Raw genomic sequence first — 17,337 nt, forward strand, 5'->3', positions numbered from 1 at the left:
CACCGGCGCGCTTCACCTCAATCCCCATACTGCTCCACCATGTTCTCCAATTTCTCGAACGTCATCGGCGTCGGTACGCTGAATTGTTCGTTCCGATCAATGTCCTCCGCCAGCTTTCGATAGCCCTGCACCTGCGCGAAGTCAGGAGCATAGATGCCGTACGTCTGCCAGAACGCAATTTTTTCAAACTTATCTCTCCTTACTGTCTCTTCATATAGAATACCACAATGGCACGAAAAATTCTGTGCGTTTTGCGCCATTTGCCCATCGATATAATGCTCCACCGTTTTGCAGAACACCGACAATTTATGGTATACTGCCGATAGAACAACACAGAGAAAGAATGGAGCACAATGGGAATGGGAGGACTCACAATGACAAAGCTGCCAAAGATCGCACTCGGCACATGGGCATGGGGCAACGACGGCACGTTCGGCGCGGCATACACGGAGGATCAGCTGCGCCCCGTCTTTGATTCCGCTATGCAGCATGGGCTGACCCTCTGGGACACGGCTTATGCATACGGGATCGGCACAGCGGAGAAGACACTCGGCGCATTTCTCAAGGGGTATGCACGCGACTCCTTCCTCCTCTCGGATAAGCTCACACCGCAGTGCATGGATGAGTCGTCCGCCAGTCCCGTCGCGGATATGTGGGCCATGCAAAAAAAGCTGCTTGGCACAGACAGCATCGACATCTACTGGGTGCACAACGCAATTGAGGCACCGCAGTGGATCAAGCACCTTGCCGCATTCTTCGAGAAAGCGGAACATACGCCCATCATCGGCGTATCGAACCACAACATGGGACAGATCGAGGAAGCAGATACCATCCTCCAACATCATGGACTGAAACTCGGCGCGGTACAGAACCACTTCAGCCTGATCAACCGCTTCTCCGAGGAGGCTGGCATCCTTGACTACTGCCGCAAGAAGGATATCCCCTTTTTCTCCTACATGGTGCTCGAACAGGGCGCGCTCACAGGTCACTACAGCACGTTGTATCCGATGCCGGCGGACGCGGCGCGCGCAGCAGTCTACAACCCGATCATGGACAAGATCGACACACTGAACCTCTCGCTCAAACTGCTCGCAGACAAGTACAAGGCGAACATCGCCCAGATCTCCATCGCATGGGCGATCGGCAAGGGTACGGTTCCCATCATCGGCGTGACCAAGGAACATCACGTTACCGATGCACTGCGCGCGACGGAGATCACACTCACCGCCGAGGAGATCACCCTCCTCGAGAGTACGGCGGACAAGCTCGACTTTGACATCATCCGCGACTGGGAAAAAGGGATGGTATAGATCAGTACAAATGCAAAAAGACTGCGGTACGAGGTATATCCCCGTACCGCAGCTTTTCTTTTATACAACAAAAAATCCCCGGAAATCCGAGAATTTGCACACAAAAAGAGCAGCCATTCTGCCGGTTTTCCTTTGCAGTGCAGAGTATCTCTGCGGGCAGGGAGCGGCGTTTCCGCCTGCTCCCCCGTGACTGCATGCCACAGTCAAACCGCCGTACCATAGCGTATGCCACAGGTACGGCGGTTTGAAAAACATAGCGCGTAAATTGCTTGCTTAGCATAGTATGAGAATTGCATTAAATCAAGAGAATGTTGAAATACCGCTGACATCCGACCGCATGCCGACTCGTACCGTCAGCGGCAGTGACCGGAAAAGCTGCAAACAGTCCTCTGCAACGACAGAAGAGCTTCATGCACCTTCCCTCCGTGCGAGTTCCTCGCGCAGAACGCGCTGCATGAGGTCGGTGTTCGGTCGGACACCTGTCCAGAGGGAGAACGCCTCCGCGCCCTGCATAACGAGCATGGTCTCACCGTTGATTGTCGTGCACCCATGCGCTGCCGCCGCACGAAGAAATGCAGTCTCGGCGGGGGTATAGATGAGATCGTAGACGGCGGCAGAGGGGCTGATTGCCGCAGGATCCACAGGCGGCATTGCATCCGTCTGCGGGCTCATGCCGATCGGCGTGGTCTGCACGACAATGTCTGCCGTACAAAGCACATCCCGAAAGTGCGGATCGTCAAAGCAGTACACGGCAAGTGTGCCGTCTGCCGCAAAGTCGGTGCAGAGCGCCTTGCCTTTTGCGAGATTCCGCACACCGATGCACACAGAGGATACGCCGCTGCGCAGGAGTCCCCAGAGGGCGGCACGTGCTGCACCGCCCGCGCCGATGAGGACAGTGCGTTTTCCCGCAAGCCCAATCCCACGCGCGGCAAAGCCTGCCATAAAGCCTGTTACATCCGTATTGTGCCCCGTCATTGTCCCGTCCGATGCAATCACGACGGTATTGACCGCCCGAATGCGCTGTGCATCCTCGCTCAGCGCATCGAGGAGCGGCATAATCTCTGTCTTGAACGGAATCGTAACGTTGAACCCTGTCACACCCGCGTCGCGCAGTCCGCATACCGCCGAAGCCAGTGCATCACGCCGCACAGGAAACGCCGTATAAACATAGTCCAGACCTGCCTCATGCAGTGACGCATTCTGTATGATCGGCGACAAACTGTGTGCAATCGGCGCACCGATCACACCCAGTATTTTTGTTTTCCCCGTAATCACGTGCATCCCTCTTATCTTTCCCGTCAGCTGTGCTTCCCGCGCACCTCTTCGAGCAGTCCCATCTTCAGCTCGTAGTAGTTCGGCGTCGTATCGAGATAGTGGCGGTGCGGATTCTCAAATCGCTGTTCCTCCGGCCAGATCTCCTCCGCCAGCTGACGGCGCACATATGCGCGAATCTCCTCCAAGGGCGGCAGCTCCTCGACCCGCTCCCCATCCCTGACATAGAGACGGCGCAGGTTCACCGCCGAACCACCCTCGAAGAAGCGGTTTTTCCATGGCTTGCGCGGATCAACATAGCGGAACGGCTGCGTGAGGTCGACCGGTTCGCCCTGCACTGCAATCATGTCCGCGACCGCCTTGCCGTGACGGTCATAGATGCGGTAGAGATCCTTCAGTCCCGGATTCGTCAGTTTCTCGACATTCTCCGACATCTTGATGCGCGGCTGAAAGATGCCGTTCTCCTCCACAGCGACGAGCTTATACACGGCGCCGAAGACAGGATCGGACTTTGCCGTGATGAGCCGTTCGCCGACACCGAAACTGTCCACGCGTGCGCCCTGCAGGAGGAGGGATGAGATGGTGAACTCATCGAGGCTGTTCGAGAGGATGATCTTGCAGTCCTCAAGACCCGCCTTATCGAGCATTTTTCGAATGCGCTTCGAGAGATAGGCGAGGTCGCCCGAGTCCACACGCACGCCTGCGAGACGATGTCCCTGCGGCGCGAGAACCTCATGGGCGATACGGATGGCGTTTGGGATACCCGAGTGAAGCACATCGTAGGTGTCGACGAGGAGGACGGTGGCCTGTGGGTAGATCTCTGCATATTGTTTGAACGCCGTGTACTCATCCTTGAAGAACATGACCCAGCTGTGCGCCATAGTGCCCGAGACGGGAATATTAAACTGCTGCCCTGCCGAGACCGTCGCCGTCATGTCGATGCCGCCGATGTACGCCGCGCGTGCCCCATAGGTTGCCGCGTCCATATTGTGCGCGCGCCGCGCACCGAAGTCCGCAACTTTGCGCCCCTCGGCGGCACGCACGATGCGCGACGCCTTTGTCGCGACGAGGGACTGATGGTTGATCTGCGCGAGGATCGCCGTCTCCACAAGCTGTGCGTCGATGATCGGTGCAACAATCGTCAGGAGCGGCTCATTCGGATAGATGATCGTTCCCTCAGGCATGGCGTAGATGTCGCCGCGGAAGCGGAAACCGCGCAAGAAGTCCAGGAATTCCTCAGAGAAGAGGTTCTGTTTGCGGAAATAGGCAATGTCCGCATCGGAGAAGGAGATATTCTCCACGAACTCGATGACGTGCTGAAGCCCCGCAAAGATGGCGTAGCCCCCCTTGTCGGGGACGGAACGGAAAAAGAGATCGAACGCCACGCGAACATCGCGGTTCGGCTGATGAAAATATCCATAGGACATGGTCATTTCGTAGAAATCCATCATCATGGATAGATTTCGTTTATCAAACTGTGTCACAGCGCGTTCCCCCTATCGGGCATAGAAACAAGACAGATCAAATCGAATCCATTATAGCATTTTCTGGAGATTCACGCAAAGATTCTTTATTTTCTTTTGTTTTCGTCTGCTGCTCTAAAAAATCACGGTCTGCCTGTGACAGCGTGACGCGTGCGAGGAGCTCAGGGCGATGCCGCATCGTCGTGAGAAGTGCCTGTTCGTGCCGCCAGCGGGCGATCTCTGCATGATTGCCCGAGAGGAGGACGTCGGGGACAGCTTTGCCCTCGAAGTCACGTGGGCGTGTGTACTGCGGATAGCCGAGCAGCCCATCGAAGAAGGAGTCTGTTGCGGCGGATGCGGCATCACCGAGCACGCCCGGCAGCATCCGCGCCGTAGCGTCCACGGTCAGCATAGCAGGAATCTCCCCGCCCGTCAGGACAAAATCTCCGACGGAGATCAGTCGATCTGCGAGATCATAGATTCGCGCGTCAAAGCCCTCATAGTGTCCGCAGATGAGCACCAGCTGCTCATACGATGCGAGTTCCTTTGCTGCACGCTGGGTAAACACCTCCCCTGCGGGATCGAAGATGATCGTACAGCGGTGCTCCGCATACGCAGCGGTCCTCCCATACACGTCGCGCACGGCGGCGTACAGAGGCTCAGGCTTCAGCACCATGCCTGCCCCGCCGCCGCACGGCGTATCATCCACATGATGATGCTTATCCGCCGCGTAGTCGCGAAAATCTGTATAGTGGATGTCGATGAGCCCGCGCTGCACTGCGCGTCCAATGATGCTGCTGCCAAATACGCCCGCAAACATCGCGGGAAAAAGCGTCACAAGGTCAATTCTCATAGCTGCTTCATCCTACTTTCTGCATATCCTTCATTATAGCATGAAGCCGCAGACAAATTGCGGCGTCTCTGCAAAATATTTGATAAATATATTCAGAAAAACTGCACTTTGATATATAATGGAGAAGTCAACACTATGGCAGTGATTTGGAGCGGTACCATGGAAATCAACCTTGCACATTTCAATGTCAGCATCGGACGGCAAAAGCCTGAGAATATTCTGCACAGCGATGTTCCCTGCCCGTTCTGCGACACGTCAAAACTGACGGGCATCATCGAAAGGGACGGCGACATCATCCTGCTCAAAAATAAATACAATGTGATTGAGGAAGCCGACCAATTCGTCCTCATCGAGGGGGCAGACTGTTATGCCGATATTCCCGAGTATTCCAAGGCGCATATCCGCCGCCTCATTGCCTTCGGCATGCGGCACTGGAAGAAGATGCGCGAGAGCGGCGCATACGATACAGTGCTCTTTTTCAAGAACTACGGTCCGTACTCAGGCGGAACGATCCGCCACCCGCACATGCAGCTCGTCGGCTTCCCCCATTTTCGTCCGGAGCTTGCCTTCTCCCGTGAGGAGTTTGAGGGACTAACGATTGACGAAACGGACGGCGTGGCGTTCACGCTCTCCACGCATCCGCGCGTCGGCTTTCGCGAGCTCAATATTATCCCGCGGAATGTGCGTACAACCAATGTGATTGCCGACTACATACAGATTGCCGTGGATTTTATCCGGCGGCGCAATGACAGCTATAATATTTTCTTCTACCATGACGGCGCGGATATCTTCATCAAGATTCTGCCGCGCTTTGCGACCTCCCCTGTCTTTATCGGCTACAACATCCGCCTGCTTCCATCGAATCTAAAGGAGATGCGGGATGAGATCCGAACAATATATTTTGAAAGCGACCATACAAAATGCAGGACATGAACAACACGATTGAAGAAATGCCGCGCCGCAGGAAAACGCGGCGCAGAAGCAGCGTGCGAAAGAAGCCATCGCGCAGAAAAAAAACGCCCCTTTCCCTCGGGCGTTTTTTCATGATACTGATTCCTATACTGCTTCTCGTTGGTGCGGGGACATTCTTCTTCGCACCGCATACATGGCAGGAGCTCGGTACACTGCTGCCCGAGGCGGAGCATCAAAAGCCTGCGAATCAGCTGCATGAGATCTGCGAGCCGGATGCGGCCGATCGAATTCTGCGCGTGCTCTTTGTACGACGCGCCATCGATGCGCGTCTTGACCGTGCGGACTACGTCCCCATCGGACGCATCGCCCCCGATCTGCAGCATGCCATCATCGCGGTGGAGGATCGACGTTTCTATGAGCACCATGGATTCGACATGACGGGCATGGCACGCGCGACCCTCGTCAACATCCAGCATGGGCGCATCGAGGAGGGGGCAAGCACGATCACACAGCAGCTGGTGAAGAATCTTTTCTTCGGCAGTGAGCAGACCTTTGTACGCAAAGCCGAGGAGCTTCTGCTCGCCCTGGACATCGAGATCGCCTGTTCAAAGGAGGAAATCCTCGAAATGTACCTGAATGTTGTCTACTACGGTGACGGATTTTACGGCGTACATGCGGCATCCGACGGGTACTTTGGGAAGTCTCCTGACGCACTCGATCTGCCCGAGGCATCCATGCTCGCGGGTGTTCCGAATGCACCGTCCGAGGTCTCACCATCCGTGAACTTCATCGCGGCGAAGAAGCGGCAGGCGGTCGTGCTGGATGCAATGCAGGCACAGGGAATGATTGATGCGCGGACGGCGGAAGATGCGAAGCTGCAGGCTCTTATTCTGCGCCCGCGCCGTTAGGGCGTTCAGCGGTCGATGAGTGCTGTTTCCTCCGCAAAGAGTCCCGTGCGCGTCACGTACGCTTCGGCAGGGTCGATCGGCAGAGCAAAATCCCGTGCCATCACGCTGAGCACCTCGATGGGCTTCACACTGCCTGCAGGTCTGACCGCCAGATGCATCCAGAGAATGAGGCATCCATTTTCATACTGAAACGAAATGGGTGCCTTTATGTATTCCTTTGTCTCTATGCTGCGGCTTTTTTTCGGGGTCACACGTTCCCATACAGCATGCACGGCGGCGTTGTAGCGGCGTACGCTCTCACGTACGGGTGCGAGATCTCCATCATAGGGGATCTTGAGCCGATAGCGTGCCTCATCCACCTCTGCCATCAGGGCGCGGTGTTTCCCCTCCTGAAGGCGCAGACGGATGATCTCTGCTCCGCGCGGGAGCTGCGACCGCAGGCACTGCATGACCTCATGAGGAGGCAGTTCCTCGGTCATCTCAAAGTCCACATATTCCGCATCGCTCGCTGCGCCCAACGAGAGCGCCGAGGCGAAGGCGACCTTCATGTGCGGGTTAAAGCCCTCCGAATACGCCATGGGAAGCCCTGCACGTTTGCATGCGCGGACAAAGAGGTTCGCATAGTCGAGATGGGAAACATAGCGCAGTTCCTCGCCCTTGGTGATGAGTCCGCGATAGCGTACGGCCATGCGTTCCTGCGGCGCTCCTCCCTGTTTTGACGGATCAGCAGTCATGTCCGCCGCTCCATGTACTGCAGGTATATCCTGCTCTTCCTCGGCAGCATAGTCGATTACGTCGACGCCGAGCGTCGGACAAATCCCGCAGCCCGTACAGTGCGTGCGTCGGCAGTCCTCCGTAAGAGATGCCGTAAGTGCCTTCTGCCACTCCGTTTTCAGATAGCGTTCGAGCACGCCGGGTGAGGTGTGTGTCCACGGCAGTGGTTCTCCGATCGTGCGTGTGCGGCGGCTGTAATACGTCCAGTCGACACCGCAGTCCGCAAAGGCAGCGAAATAACGTGCATCGTCGAAGAGATCCGACCAGCCGTCAAACTTCGCCCCATTTTTCCACGCGGTAAGAAGTGCCGGCGCAAGGCGGCGGTCACCGCGTGCAAAGACTCCCTCGATCACGGAAAGGCGCGCATCATGATAGTGAAATGTGATCGCTCGATCCGCGATATTCTCCTTCAGAAGCTGCTGACGCCGCTGAAATTCCTCAATTGATAGCTGCCCAAACCACTGGAACGGTGTGTACGGTTTCGGTACAAAGCAGGAGACGGAGACGGTGACCTTGCACCCACGCCGTCCGCGAATCTCCGTATAGAGATCGACGACCTTCTTCGCGAGGAGGGCGATGCCGATGATGTCCTCATCCGTTTCCGTCGGCAGCCCCATCATAAAGTAGAGCTTCACCTGCTTCCATCCGTGACGGAATGCCGCCCCGCATGCTGTGAGCAAATCCTCCTCCGTCACCCCTTTATTGATAACGTCGCGCAGACGCTGCGTCCCTGCCTCAGGCGCAAAGGTCAGTCCAGACCTACGCACACGCTGTACCTTCTGCGCGAGCTCCACGGAAAAGCTGTCAATGCGCAGAGACGGGAGAGAGACACTGACCTTCTCGTCCCGATAGTCATCGATGAGATCATCCACGAGACATCCAAGCCCCGAGTAGTCCGCCGAAGAGAGCGAGGTTAGGCTCATCTCATCGTAGCCGCTGGAGGAAATCATCTCATGCGCCATATTCCGCAGTCGTTTCTCCGTGCGCTCACGTGCAGGACGGTAGGCGATACCCGCCTGACAGAAGCGGCAGCCTCGTGAACAGCCGCGAAAGAGCTCGAGCATGGCACGGTTGTGCACGATGTCCATATAGGGAACGATGGGATGTTCTGCTGAGACAGCATCGTTCATGTCCTTCACCACGCGCTTGTAGATCACGGGACGCGCATCAGGGTGAAGCGCATCCATGCGCACGAAATTTCCTTGTGCATCGTAGACGGGCGCATAGAATGACGGCACATAGATGCCGTCCACGCCGAGCAGCTGCGTCAAGAATCCGCGCCGTCCGCCCGGTCTGTCCGCTGCGCTCCACCGGATAAAGCAGTCGCAGATCTCGGGCAGTACCTCCTCTCCCTCGCCGATGACAAAGAAGTCGAAGAAGTCGGCAATCGGCTCGACGTTGTAAACACATGGGCCGCCGCCGACGACGAACGGCATATCCTCACCGCGCTCCGCCGCATAAAGCGGGATTCCCGCCAGATCGAGCATATTCAGCACATTCGAGTAGATCATCTCATATTGGAGAGAGAAGCCGACGAAGTCAAATGCACGAACTGCGTGACGAGATTCCAGTGAGAAGAGCGGAATCCCGCGCACACGCATCTCCTCCTCCATATCGATCCACGGAGCGTAGACGCGTTCTGCCGCGATATCCGCACGGCGATTTAGAATCTCGTAGAGAATGGCGAGCCCGAGGTTGCTCATGCCGACCTCGTAGACGTCGGGCAGAGCCAGTGCGAATCTGCACCGAACGCCGTCCCAGTCCTTATGGACGGCATTCCACTCCCCCCCCGTATACCGCGCAGGCTTCAGCACCGACTGGAGCATGCTGTGATCGAGTTGTACCACCATTTCCTGTCCCCACCTTGTATCGTTCATAAGAAAAGGGGCTGCGCTGCACGAAGGCAGGCAGCCCCGAAAAATCTAAAAGAGTAACTTTTGCCGCCGCAGCTGGATGTTCAGCAGGATGGCGATCGCCATAATATTTGTCGTCAGTGAGCTGACACCGTAGCTCATGAGCGGCAGCGGTATGCCCGTAACCGGCATGATGCCCATTGTCATTCCAACATTGATGAGAACATGGAAAGCAATCATTGATGTGATTCCGACCGCGAGCAGCCGTCCGAATGTATCGCTTGCATTCTGCGCGATGCGTATCCCACGCCATAGGACGACGAGATAGAGGAGGAGCAAAATGGTACAGCCGACAAAGCCAAGCTCCTCTCCTACGACGGAGAAGATAAAGTCCGTATGGTTCTCGGGCAGGAAGTTCAGCTGGCTCTGCGTCCCGCCAAAGAGCCCCTTCCCGAACAGCATACCCGAGCCAATCGCAATCTTCGATTGGATGATGTGATAGCCTGCACCGAGCGGATCGACATTCGGATCCATAAACACCATGATGCGCATTTTTTGGTAGTCTTTGAGAAAATGCCACAGCACGGGCATCGCCGCCAGTCCCGCAGCGAAAATTCCGAAGAGAATACGGAGACGAATCCCTGCCGCGAAGATCATGCCGAAGAAGATCGCCAGGAAGACAAGCGATGTCCCAAGATCCGGCTGCTTCAAGACGAGCAGGAATGGTATGCCGACATAGGCTGCAATAGGGGCGAGGTCCATCAAGGAATCAATCTTTCCACGCTTTTCGAGCATTGCTGCAAGCGCGATAATCATGATGAGTTTAGAGAACTCTGATGGCTGTATACTGATCGGACCGAGTGCGATCCACCGCTGCGCACCAAGCGCTGTCTGCCCGATAAGCATAACAAGGATCAGCAGGACAAGATTGAACACATAGAAGTGGTTTCCGTACCGCTGGAGGATTTTATAGTCGAAGTTCATCAAAAAGGCGGCAATCGCAATATCCACCAGAATGGAAATGCCCTGCCTCTGCACAAACCAGTAGCGTTCCTCACTCGGTGTATTGACATGTGTCGCACTGCCGATAATGATGAGACTCATGATGACAATGGCAGCCGCTGCCGCGATAAGTGTCAGATCTGTGCGGCGCAGCAGGCGTTTCGAAAGAATCATCGCACATTCCTATGACCGCCGCCGTGCTGAACGCTGACGACAGGAATATTGACGACGAGTGCCATTGTATCATTTTCATTCTCGAGCGCAAATTCCATTTCCCGCGTATCGATATACATGTACTTCGAAATCACCTGAATGATCTCCGCTCTCATGTTATCCATGATTTCCGGGGAAACATTCGCGCGGTCATTGATGATAACGAGCTGCAGACGGCGGCGTGCGACATCGCCTGAGCTCTCCTTTCTGCCGAGAAGTCTTTTCAGTGCCTCAATCACGCCAACGCCCCCTTACTTCTTCCCAAAGAGTTTGCCCTTAATCGTTTCCCAGAGGCTCTCTTTTCCTAGTTCACGGAAAGGAACCTCCTCGCCGCAGAGCCGCGCAACCACATCAAGATATGCCTGTCCGGCAGGTGACCCCTTCATGGTGACACATGGCTCGCCACGGTTTGTACTCGTTACGACCATCTCATCATCGGGAATCTGTCCGATGCACTTGACTGACAGGATCTCATCAATATCGTCCATATCCAGCATATCGCCCTTCTCAATCATCTTCGGACGGATACGATTGACGACAAGGCAGATATCCTCCTTATCGGCACGGCCGAGTTCCCCAATGATCTTATCGGCATCACGCACCGCAGAAATCTCCGGCATCGTGACCACAATTGCTGTGTCTGCCGCAGCAATTGCTGTCTTAAAGCCCTGCTCGATTCCTGCAGGGCAGTCGATGATGATGATATCATAAGAACGGCGCAGCTCTTCACAGAGCGCTGCGAGTTCATCCGGATTTACGGCACTCTTATCTTTGACCTGTGAGGTCGGCAGGAGATAGAGCGAATCGTATTTCTTGTGGCGAACCAGTGCTTTTTTATACGGTACATGCCCGGATGTCACATCGACGAGATCGTACATGATGCGATTCTCAAGGCCAAGCAAGAGATCCAGATTACGCAGCCCCGTATCGGTATCAATGAGCACGACACTCTTGCCGCGCATGGCAAATCCGACGCCAATGTTCGCTGTCGTCGTCGTTTTTCCAACGCCTCCCTTACCTGATGTCACCACATAGATTTCACTCATACTACGGACCTACCTCTCTATTGGTTCAATGACGATCCGACCGTCCTTCACATATGCACGCTCTGCTTTTCCGCTGTCCTCCGGCTCATCCGGTGAGCGGGCAACATAGTTGGCAATACGGATCTGCGTCGGCATCAAATGATCTGCAATGACAAATGCTGTCGTATCTCCTGCCGCTCCCGCATGGATTACGCCACGGCATGTACCGCGTACATCAACGCTTCCTCCTGCCGTGATCTGTGCCCCAGGGTTGACGTTGCCGAAGACGATGACCGATCCCTCCGTTTCGATCGCCTGCCCGCCGCGCAGCGTCTTCTCGACAACGAGCATCTGCCGGAGTTCCGGCTCCTCACTCTCCTGTACGGCAGGTGCCTGAACATCGGCAGCCATCTGCGGCGGCAGCGGTGCCGGCTTAGGCTTTTCCTGGCGGCAGATCAGGCCATGCGTCCGAAAGAGTTCCTGCAGCTCCGCCAGCTCTTGCTTGGAGAACAGATCACGCGGTACACGCACCAGTGTCCCGCGCAGGAAGAATCCAGCGCCGGAATCCAGTTTTTTCCCTAATTCTTCCATGATCTCCGAAAAGGGCATGGCAGGGGGAAAGGCAAGCGACAAGCCGCCGTTCTCCCCCTTGATCTTGATCTTTTCCTCACTCATTTCCATCCCTCACTTGCTCCCTGCAGGCCGCTCCTGATCCAGGCCAAAGGCGGCTTCCATGATGCGTCGGCCGATCGGTACGGCCGACAGGGAACCAAAGCCGCCCTGCTCTACGATCACGGCAACCACAATGTTCGGATTCGCAAAAGGCCCATACGCCACAAACCAACCATGATCTCGCCCCTGCGAATTCTCCGCCGTCCCCGTCTTGCCGGCAATATCAATGGGAAATCCGGCAAAGACCCCCGCTGCCGTGCCGATCTTCGTCACCTCGTGCAGTCCCTCCTGCACTTGGCGAATGACCCCTTTGTTCACATCCAATTCCGAAAGCAGCACCGGCTGGAACTCACGCACCGTATTTCCATTGACATCCACAATACGCTGCACAAGATGCGGCTGATAGCGCCTGCCGTTCGCCGCAATCTCCCCCATGACCATCGCTGCTTGGAGCGGTGTCACAAGGTTGAATCCCTGCCCGATCGCTGCATCAAAGGTCTCCGAAAGATACCAGTCACCATCTTCATAGTTGTCCTTCTTATATTTGCGGTTTGGCACCAACCCCTCTGCCTCATAAGGCAGATCGACCCCCGTACGTTGCCCGAGCCCGAACATGCGGGCATAGCGTTCGAGAGTATCAACACCGAGACGGTTGCCCATCTCGTAAAAGTAAACGTTATCCGAGTGCGCCATCGCCTGCTGGAAATTGATCCAGCCCAGGGCCTCGCCTGCGGCATTCGTCTTCGGAATGATCCAATGGCGCCCGGAGTCAAAGATCTTCTCCTGCGGGGTCACCTTATGCTCTGCGAGTGCTGCTGTCCCCGTGACAATTTTAAAGGTCGACCCCGGCGGGTATTCCCCCGTAATCGCCTTGTTGTCCATGGGATGGAACGGGTTGTTGTTGAGAACATTCCAGTTTTGCGTGGAGATGCCTCCTGCAAAGAGATTTGGATTAAACGCCGGTCGGCTGACCATCGCGAGCACCTCACCTGTCTGAGGGTTCATGACGACAGCAGCTGCGGCGTTGGCATGAACAGCAGCAAGCTGTTCATCGACGGCACGCTCTGCAGCTTCCTGGATGTGCTTGTCAATGGTCAGAACCAAATCATTGCCCGGAACGGGCGACTGACGTCCGAGGATCTGTACGGGACGTCCGGATACATCCACTTCGACCTGGTCGCCGCCATTAACCCCGCGCACCTCCTTGTCATAGACACGTTCCAGACCAAACTTGCCAATGATATAGCCGGACTTATACCCCTCACCTTTGCGCTTTTCCAGTTCCTCCTCGTTGATCTCACTAACATAGCCGAACACATGCGCTGCATATTCACCATAGATGTAGTCACGGACGGGAAGAACCTCGATGACAACACCTGGATACTCATCCTTTTGCTCTTCGATCACCGTGACGATATCGGGAAGCACATCATTTTTGATGCGGATGGGATCGAACCCGACATGTGCATCGATCTTCTTCTGAATCTCAGCAACGGGAACGTTGATGAGTTTCGATACCCGCGCGATCACCTCCATGGAGATCGGCTCAGTCAGGGGAAGCAGCGAGACTGTGAACCCGGGACGATTCGTCACCAGCAGTTCCCCATTGCGGTCATAAAACGTCCCTCGTGCCGCCTCTGCGGGGATGATGCGAATACGGTTTCCCTCCGCAAGACGGGTATATAATTCTCCCTCATATATTTGAAGGTAAGCAGCACGTCCGATGAGTACGGCAATGATGAGAACGATCACGCCGCTGAGGAAATGCAGGCGTCCGCTGAAATCTTCATTTTCGTTCACAGTCACACTCCGAGAAAACGATCAATTGCGTTCGCGTATGCGTCGCTCCAGATGAAACGTTGCCCAGTGAATCGGATAAGCAAAGATCACCTGAAAGAGGAGCAAAACCAAAAGGATGCGCCCCATATGCAGAAACAAATTAAAGCGATAGCCGAGCAGATATACGACCAGTGCCGAGCTCAGATATTTCGCCGCTGTTGCAGCAACGGATGCCGTAATAGGGAAAAAGAACTGCTCCTGAAGCACGCGATCCGAAAAGCGCCCGAAAAACAACCCAATCAAGGTCAGCAGAAATGCATTCAAACCGAAAAAGGAGCCTGTACTGAGATCCTGTACCAGTCCAAGAAAAAATCCGACCAATGCCCCCCACACACTCCCACGCAGGAAGGAAAAGGAGACCGTCGCCAAGATCAGCAGGTCTGGAACAACACCATAGATGGAAATGAGCGGCAGAAAAGAAAATTGAAGAACAAAAAGGAGCAGAAAGAAAGGGACAAAAAGACGATATTTCTTCACGGTGCCGCCGCCTTCGTCTGCGCCGCCGAAATCTGTGCTGCCGCCTCAGCCCCGGGGCTGAGCGGCTGCGGCTGAATCGGCTCGGGGGGAGCCTCCCGTGACGCCGTGATGATCGCCACGTCTTCCAAGCGTTGGAAGTCCACGGCCGTCTCGATGACTGCCACTTTTAAGAGACCACTGTCATCACTGTGCTGTGAAGCAACACGTCCAACCGCAATTCCCTTCGGATAGATCCCCCCGAACCCGGACGTAACGACAGCATCTCCGTCTTCAACGTCCGCATTCCGTGGAATATTGATCATCTGCGGCATATAGGGGTTATCCATCGTGCCGGTTAGGATGCCCGTCACACGCGACTCAGCGCGCTGAACCAACGTACCAACTGAGGAACGTGCATCGAGGATGAGCTGCACCTTGGAGGAGACAGGGTCGACCTCGGTTACATGCCCGACAAGGCCCTTCCCCGTCACCACCGGCATGTTTTCACGTACACCGTCCTTCGCGCCACGGTCAATGACGATCATACTCGTCCACAGTGCCGTATCTCTGCCAATCACACGTGCCGCAAGCAGATCAAATTGATGTGCTCCCTGTTTGTAGGAAAGAAGCTCTCTCAGTCGCTCATTCTCAGCGGCATACTCTGCCGCCGTCGTATTCTGCTGCCGCAGCTGCTCGACTTCATTCTTGAGCATCTTGTTCTGCTCGTGCACTGTAGCGATCTCCCAGAGATTCGCCGAGATCGACTGAATCTGCTGTCCGACAAACGAGGACGCCATCTCAAATGGAGCGAGTATTGTCCCCACAGTACTCGTTGACGCAGTGGCCTGAAACCGACCGCGTGCAGCGAAGAAGATCACGCAAAAGAGTGCGAGAAGGACAAAAAGCAGTGCCCATATTTTGCGTCCCGACTGCCTTGCCCGTTCGAGTCGGTCAATCATTGCTTCAATTTCTTCGAAGACATAACGACACTCTTGAGAAGTCCGATGTTCTCCAGAGTACGCCCTGTCCCCTCACCGACACAGGAGAGCGCATCTTCAGAAACGAGAACCGGCATCCCCGTCTCATGAGAAAGGAGCTTGTCGAGATTCATGAGGAGCGCTCCGCCGCCTGTCATCATGATGCCATGATCCATGACGTCCGCAGCAAGTTCCGGCGGCGTTTTTTCCAATGTGTTCTTCACCGCATCGATGATCTTGTAAATTGGCTCATTCAGTGCCTCACGAATCTCCTTGGCATGAACAGTAAGCGTTTTGGGCAGTCCGCTCACAAGATCACGTCCGCGGATGTCCATCGTGCGATCCGTATCCGGTGTCACAATTGCCGTACCAACCGAGATCTTGATTTCCTCTGCCGTACGCTCGCCGATCATGAGATTATACATACGCTTGATGTACTGGACAATTGAGGAATCCATCTCATCGCCGCCGATGCGAATGGAACGGCTCGTCACAATACCGCCGAGCGAGATTACCGCAATCTCCGTCGTGCCGCCGCCGATATCAACGACCATACTTCCCGTCGCCTCTTCGACAGGGAGCCCCGCACCGATCGCTGCAGCCATCGGTTCCTCAATGAGATAAGCCTCACGTGCCCCTGCCTGCTGCGCTGCGTCAATGACCGCACGCTTCTCCACCTCGGTGACCCCCGAAGGGACACCGACCACAACACGCGGCCGAACGAACGACTTCGAACGCATTGCCTTGCGGATGAAGTACTTCAGCATCGCCTGTGTCACGTCAAAATCGGCAATGACGCCGTCTTTCATCGGGCGAATCGCAACGATATTCCCCGGTGTGCGGCCGATCATCTGTTTCGCTTCCTCGCCCACCGCGAGAACATCGCCTGTATCATTCTTTATCGCAACCACCGAGGGCTCACGCAAAACAATTCCGCGTCCCTTGACATGAACCAGCGTATTTGCCGTCCCGAGGTCAATCCCCATATCATTTCCACCAAAAAGACCAAACATTGTAAATGGAGTCTCCTTCCGCAAAATAAGCAGCATTGTATAAGTCCGTTCTTTGGCCGATTCTTTCCCTGGGCAAATATATGCACAGAGTTTTCCTGCCGACAGACGTGCAGAATCAGTATAGCATAAGAAGGTATTTTTTTCCATGAGATTTTATTTGGAAAGAGCGATATTCATCCCCTTTTCTTCCCATGCATAGCAGTTCAGACAATCTTCCCGGATTCCTTGACGTACGACCTATGTTTCCTCTATAATAAATTTAAGGACTCGCTGATAAACTCGGCGATTTCTCAAGGGAACACTGTTAAGAGGAGACGATAGCAGATGGACATTCAATCGAGGCTGCTGACCGTGGATTTTTACGACTGCAAAGGCGATCGGTGCGGCAGTGTGCAGACTCTGCAGGAAAGCGTCTCCGAAGCGCTCCGCACGCTGAACCTTACCCCTCTGCAGATCATCAGCAGCAAGCAGAACAGCGGACACATCTCTCTGCTGGCACTCCTCCCGGACGGGCACATTGCTGTCCACGTACATCCTGACCTTCGGCATGCATCACTTGACATCTACCTTTGTCAGGAGAACGTATCGCTCGATCCCGTTACCCATGCAATGCGCAGGATCTTCCAGCCGGACAAAATGAAGAGCACCCATCTGCGCCGCGGCGATTTCCGCTCATCGTCAGAGATTCGTCCAAAAACGACAACACGCGTCGCACCGATACGAAAAATTAAAAGTACAGGGGCAAAGGTTATCCGTATTCTTGCCCGTCGAAATCGACGTTAACAGATCATGAAC

At 55.1% G+C, this 17,337-nt stretch carries 17 protein-coding genes and 1 riboswitch; of the genes, 4 read left to right on the plus strand and 13 right to left on the minus strand.

Annotated elements, in window-relative coordinates; translation table 11 throughout:
- Window positions 1-17: 17 nt before the first annotated feature.
- Window positions 18-260 carry a P-loop NTPase family protein gene (locus HMPREF0908_RS01760; RefSeq protein WP_040572322.1) on the minus strand — a complete coding sequence of 81 codons (243 nt, stop codon included), beginning with the start codon at window positions 258-260 and terminating at the stop codon, window positions 18-20.
- Window positions 261-374: 114 nt separating this feature from the next.
- Here HMPREF0908_RS01760 and HMPREF0908_RS01765 point away from each other — a divergent pair, with 114 nt between their 5' ends.
- Entirely contained in the window at window positions 375-1,310 is a 936-nt protein-coding gene (locus HMPREF0908_RS01765) for an aldo/keto reductase (protein WP_245522895.1), read from the plus strand.
- Between the two features lie 111 nt (window positions 1,311-1,421).
- A riboswitch (molybdenum cofactor riboswitch) is annotated at window positions 1,422-1,572 on the minus strand.
- A 146-nt stretch (window positions 1,573-1,718) separates the two neighbouring features.
- Here HMPREF0908_RS01765 and HMPREF0908_RS01770 read toward each other — a convergent pair.
- The 3 genes from HMPREF0908_RS01770 to trmD are packed head-to-tail and all read right to left on the minus strand — an operon-like array spanning window position 1,719 to window position 4,898.
- On the minus strand, window positions 1,719-2,591 hold the full coding sequence (locus tag HMPREF0908_RS01770; RefSeq protein ID WP_006689705.1) for a shikimate dehydrogenase: 873 nt from the start codon (window positions 2,589-2,591) through the stop codon (window positions 1,719-1,721).
- Between the two features lie 17 nt (window positions 2,592-2,608).
- Window positions 2,609-4,066, minus strand: coding sequence for a nicotinate phosphoribosyltransferase (locus HMPREF0908_RS01775; protein ID WP_040572323.1), 1,458 nt, complete (start codon window positions 4,064-4,066; stop codon window positions 2,609-2,611).
- Window positions 4,067-4,103: 37 nt separating this feature from the next.
- Window positions 4,104-4,898, minus strand: coding sequence for a tRNA (guanosine(37)-N1)-methyltransferase TrmD (trmD, locus tag HMPREF0908_RS01780; RefSeq protein ID WP_006689707.1), 795 nt, complete (start codon window positions 4,896-4,898; stop codon window positions 4,104-4,106).
- Window positions 4,899-5,057: 159 nt separating this feature from the next.
- Between trmD and HMPREF0908_RS01785 the strand changes: the two genes are divergently transcribed.
- Both HMPREF0908_RS01785 and HMPREF0908_RS01790 read left to right on the plus strand, forming a co-directional pair.
- A complete protein-coding gene (locus HMPREF0908_RS01785) occupies window positions 5,058-5,831 on the plus strand; it encodes a DUF4931 domain-containing protein (protein WP_040572484.1) in 774 nt (257 codons plus the stop codon).
- On the plus strand, window positions 5,819-6,718 hold the full coding sequence (locus tag HMPREF0908_RS01790) for a transglycosylase domain-containing protein (protein ID WP_006689709.1): 900 nt from the start codon (window positions 5,819-5,821) through the stop codon (window positions 6,716-6,718). Before HMPREF0908_RS01785 ends, HMPREF0908_RS01790 begins: the two co-directional genes overlap by 13 nt.
- A gap of 5 nt (window positions 6,719-6,723) precedes the next feature.
- On the opposite strand, the gene HMPREF0908_RS01795 is transcribed toward HMPREF0908_RS01790, so the two are convergent.
- The 9 genes from HMPREF0908_RS01795 to HMPREF0908_RS01835 form a co-directional block, all read right to left on the minus strand.
- The gene (locus tag HMPREF0908_RS01795) at window positions 6,724-9,339 is read right to left on the minus strand and encodes a TIGR03960 family B12-binding radical SAM protein (RefSeq protein ID WP_040572486.1); all 2,616 of its coding nucleotides are present in this window, start codon (window positions 9,337-9,339) and stop codon (window positions 6,724-6,726) included.
- Between the two features lie 75 nt (window positions 9,340-9,414).
- Window positions 9,415-10,521: a rod shape-determining protein RodA gene (gene rodA, locus HMPREF0908_RS01800; RefSeq protein ID WP_006689711.1), complete on the minus strand. Its 1,107-nt coding sequence runs from the start codon at window positions 10,519-10,521 to the stop codon at window positions 9,415-9,417.
- Window positions 10,518-10,799, minus strand: coding sequence for a cell division topological specificity factor MinE (gene minE, locus HMPREF0908_RS01805; RefSeq protein ID WP_006689712.1), 282 nt, complete (start codon window positions 10,797-10,799; stop codon window positions 10,518-10,520). Before minE ends, rodA begins: the two co-directional genes overlap by 4 nt.
- A gap of 12 nt (window positions 10,800-10,811) precedes the next feature.
- A complete protein-coding gene (gene minD / locus HMPREF0908_RS01810; protein WP_006689713.1) occupies window positions 10,812-11,606 on the minus strand; it encodes a septum site-determining protein MinD in 795 nt (264 codons plus the stop codon).
- 9 nt (window positions 11,607-11,615) lie between these two features.
- Entirely contained in the window at window positions 11,616-12,260 is a 645-nt protein-coding gene (gene minC / locus HMPREF0908_RS01815) for a septum site-determining protein MinC (RefSeq protein WP_040572487.1), read from the minus strand.
- A gap of 9 nt (window positions 12,261-12,269) precedes the next feature.
- On the minus strand, window positions 12,270-14,057 hold the full coding sequence (mrdA, locus tag HMPREF0908_RS01820; RefSeq protein WP_040572324.1) for a penicillin-binding protein 2: 1,788 nt from the start codon (window positions 14,055-14,057) through the stop codon (window positions 12,270-12,272).
- A gap of 21 nt (window positions 14,058-14,078) precedes the next feature.
- Window positions 14,079-14,573, minus strand: coding sequence for a rod shape-determining protein MreD (gene mreD / locus HMPREF0908_RS01825; protein WP_006689716.1), 495 nt, complete (start codon window positions 14,571-14,573; stop codon window positions 14,079-14,081).
- Complete coding sequence (gene mreC / locus HMPREF0908_RS01830; RefSeq protein WP_006689717.1) at window positions 14,570-15,511, minus strand: rod shape-determining protein MreC; 942 nt, start codon at window positions 15,509-15,511, stop codon at window positions 14,570-14,572. Before mreC ends, mreD begins: the two co-directional genes overlap by 4 nt.
- Window positions 15,508-16,542 carry a rod shape-determining protein gene (locus tag HMPREF0908_RS01835; RefSeq protein WP_040572325.1) on the minus strand — a complete coding sequence of 345 codons (1,035 nt, stop codon included), beginning with the start codon at window positions 16,540-16,542 and terminating at the stop codon, window positions 15,508-15,510. The genes mreC and HMPREF0908_RS01835 overlap by 4 nt, the downstream gene beginning before the upstream one ends.
- A 324-nt stretch (window positions 16,543-16,866) precedes the next feature.
- Here HMPREF0908_RS01835 and HMPREF0908_RS01840 point away from each other — a divergent pair, with 324 nt between their 5' ends.
- On the plus strand, window positions 16,867-17,325 hold the full coding sequence (locus tag HMPREF0908_RS01840; protein WP_006689719.1) for an S-adenosylmethionine decarboxylase family protein: 459 nt from the start codon (window positions 16,867-16,869) through the stop codon (window positions 17,323-17,325).
- Window positions 17,326-17,337: the final 12 nt, after the last annotated feature.

It is taken from the genome of Centipeda flueggei ATCC 43531, from assembly GCF_000160695.1.
GTDB classification, from domain to species: Bacteria; Bacillota; Negativicutes; order Selenomonadales; family Selenomonadaceae; genus Centipeda; species Centipeda flueggei.

Bases quoted from the DNA above. Each gene is read 5' to 3' on its own strand.
- HMPREF0908_RS01770 (WP_006689705.1), bottom strand. From the start codon at position 2,591: ATGCACGTGATTACGGGGAAAACAAAAATACTGGGTGTGATCGGTGCG.
- HMPREF0908_RS01840 (WP_006689719.1), top strand. From the start codon at position 16,867: ATGGACATTCAATCGAGGCTGCTGACCGTGGATTTTTACGACTGCAAA.
- HMPREF0908_RS01765 (WP_245522895.1), top strand. From the start codon at position 375: ATGACAAAGCTGCCAAAGATCGCACTCGGCACATGGGCATGGGGCAAC.
- minC (WP_040572487.1), bottom strand. From the start codon at position 12,260: ATGAGTGAGGAAAAGATCAAGATCAAGGGGGAGAACGGCGGCTTGTCG.
- minD (WP_006689713.1), bottom strand. From the start codon at position 11,606: ATGAGTGAAATCTATGTGGTGACATCAGGTAAGGGAGGCGTTGGAAAA.
- HMPREF0908_RS01760 (WP_040572322.1), bottom strand. From the start codon at position 260: ATGGCGCAAAACGCACAGAATTTTTCGTGCCATTGTGGTATTCTATAT.
- trmD (WP_006689707.1), bottom strand. From the start codon at position 4,898: ATGAGAATTGACCTTGTGACGCTTTTTCCCGCGATGTTTGCGGGCGTA.
- mreC (WP_006689717.1), bottom strand. From the start codon at position 15,511: ATGATTGACCGACTCGAACGGGCAAGGCAGTCGGGACGCAAAATATGG.
- rodA (WP_006689711.1), bottom strand. From the start codon at position 10,521: ATGATTCTTTCGAAACGCCTGCTGCGCCGCACAGATCTGACACTTATC.
- HMPREF0908_RS01790 (WP_006689709.1), top strand. From the start codon at position 5,819: ATGCAGGACATGAACAACACGATTGAAGAAATGCCGCGCCGCAGGAAA.
- HMPREF0908_RS01785 (WP_040572484.1), top strand. From the start codon at position 5,058: ATGGAAATCAACCTTGCACATTTCAATGTCAGCATCGGACGGCAAAAG.
- HMPREF0908_RS01835 (WP_040572325.1), bottom strand. From the start codon at position 16,542: ATGTTTGGTCTTTTTGGTGGAAATGATATGGGGATTGACCTCGGGACG.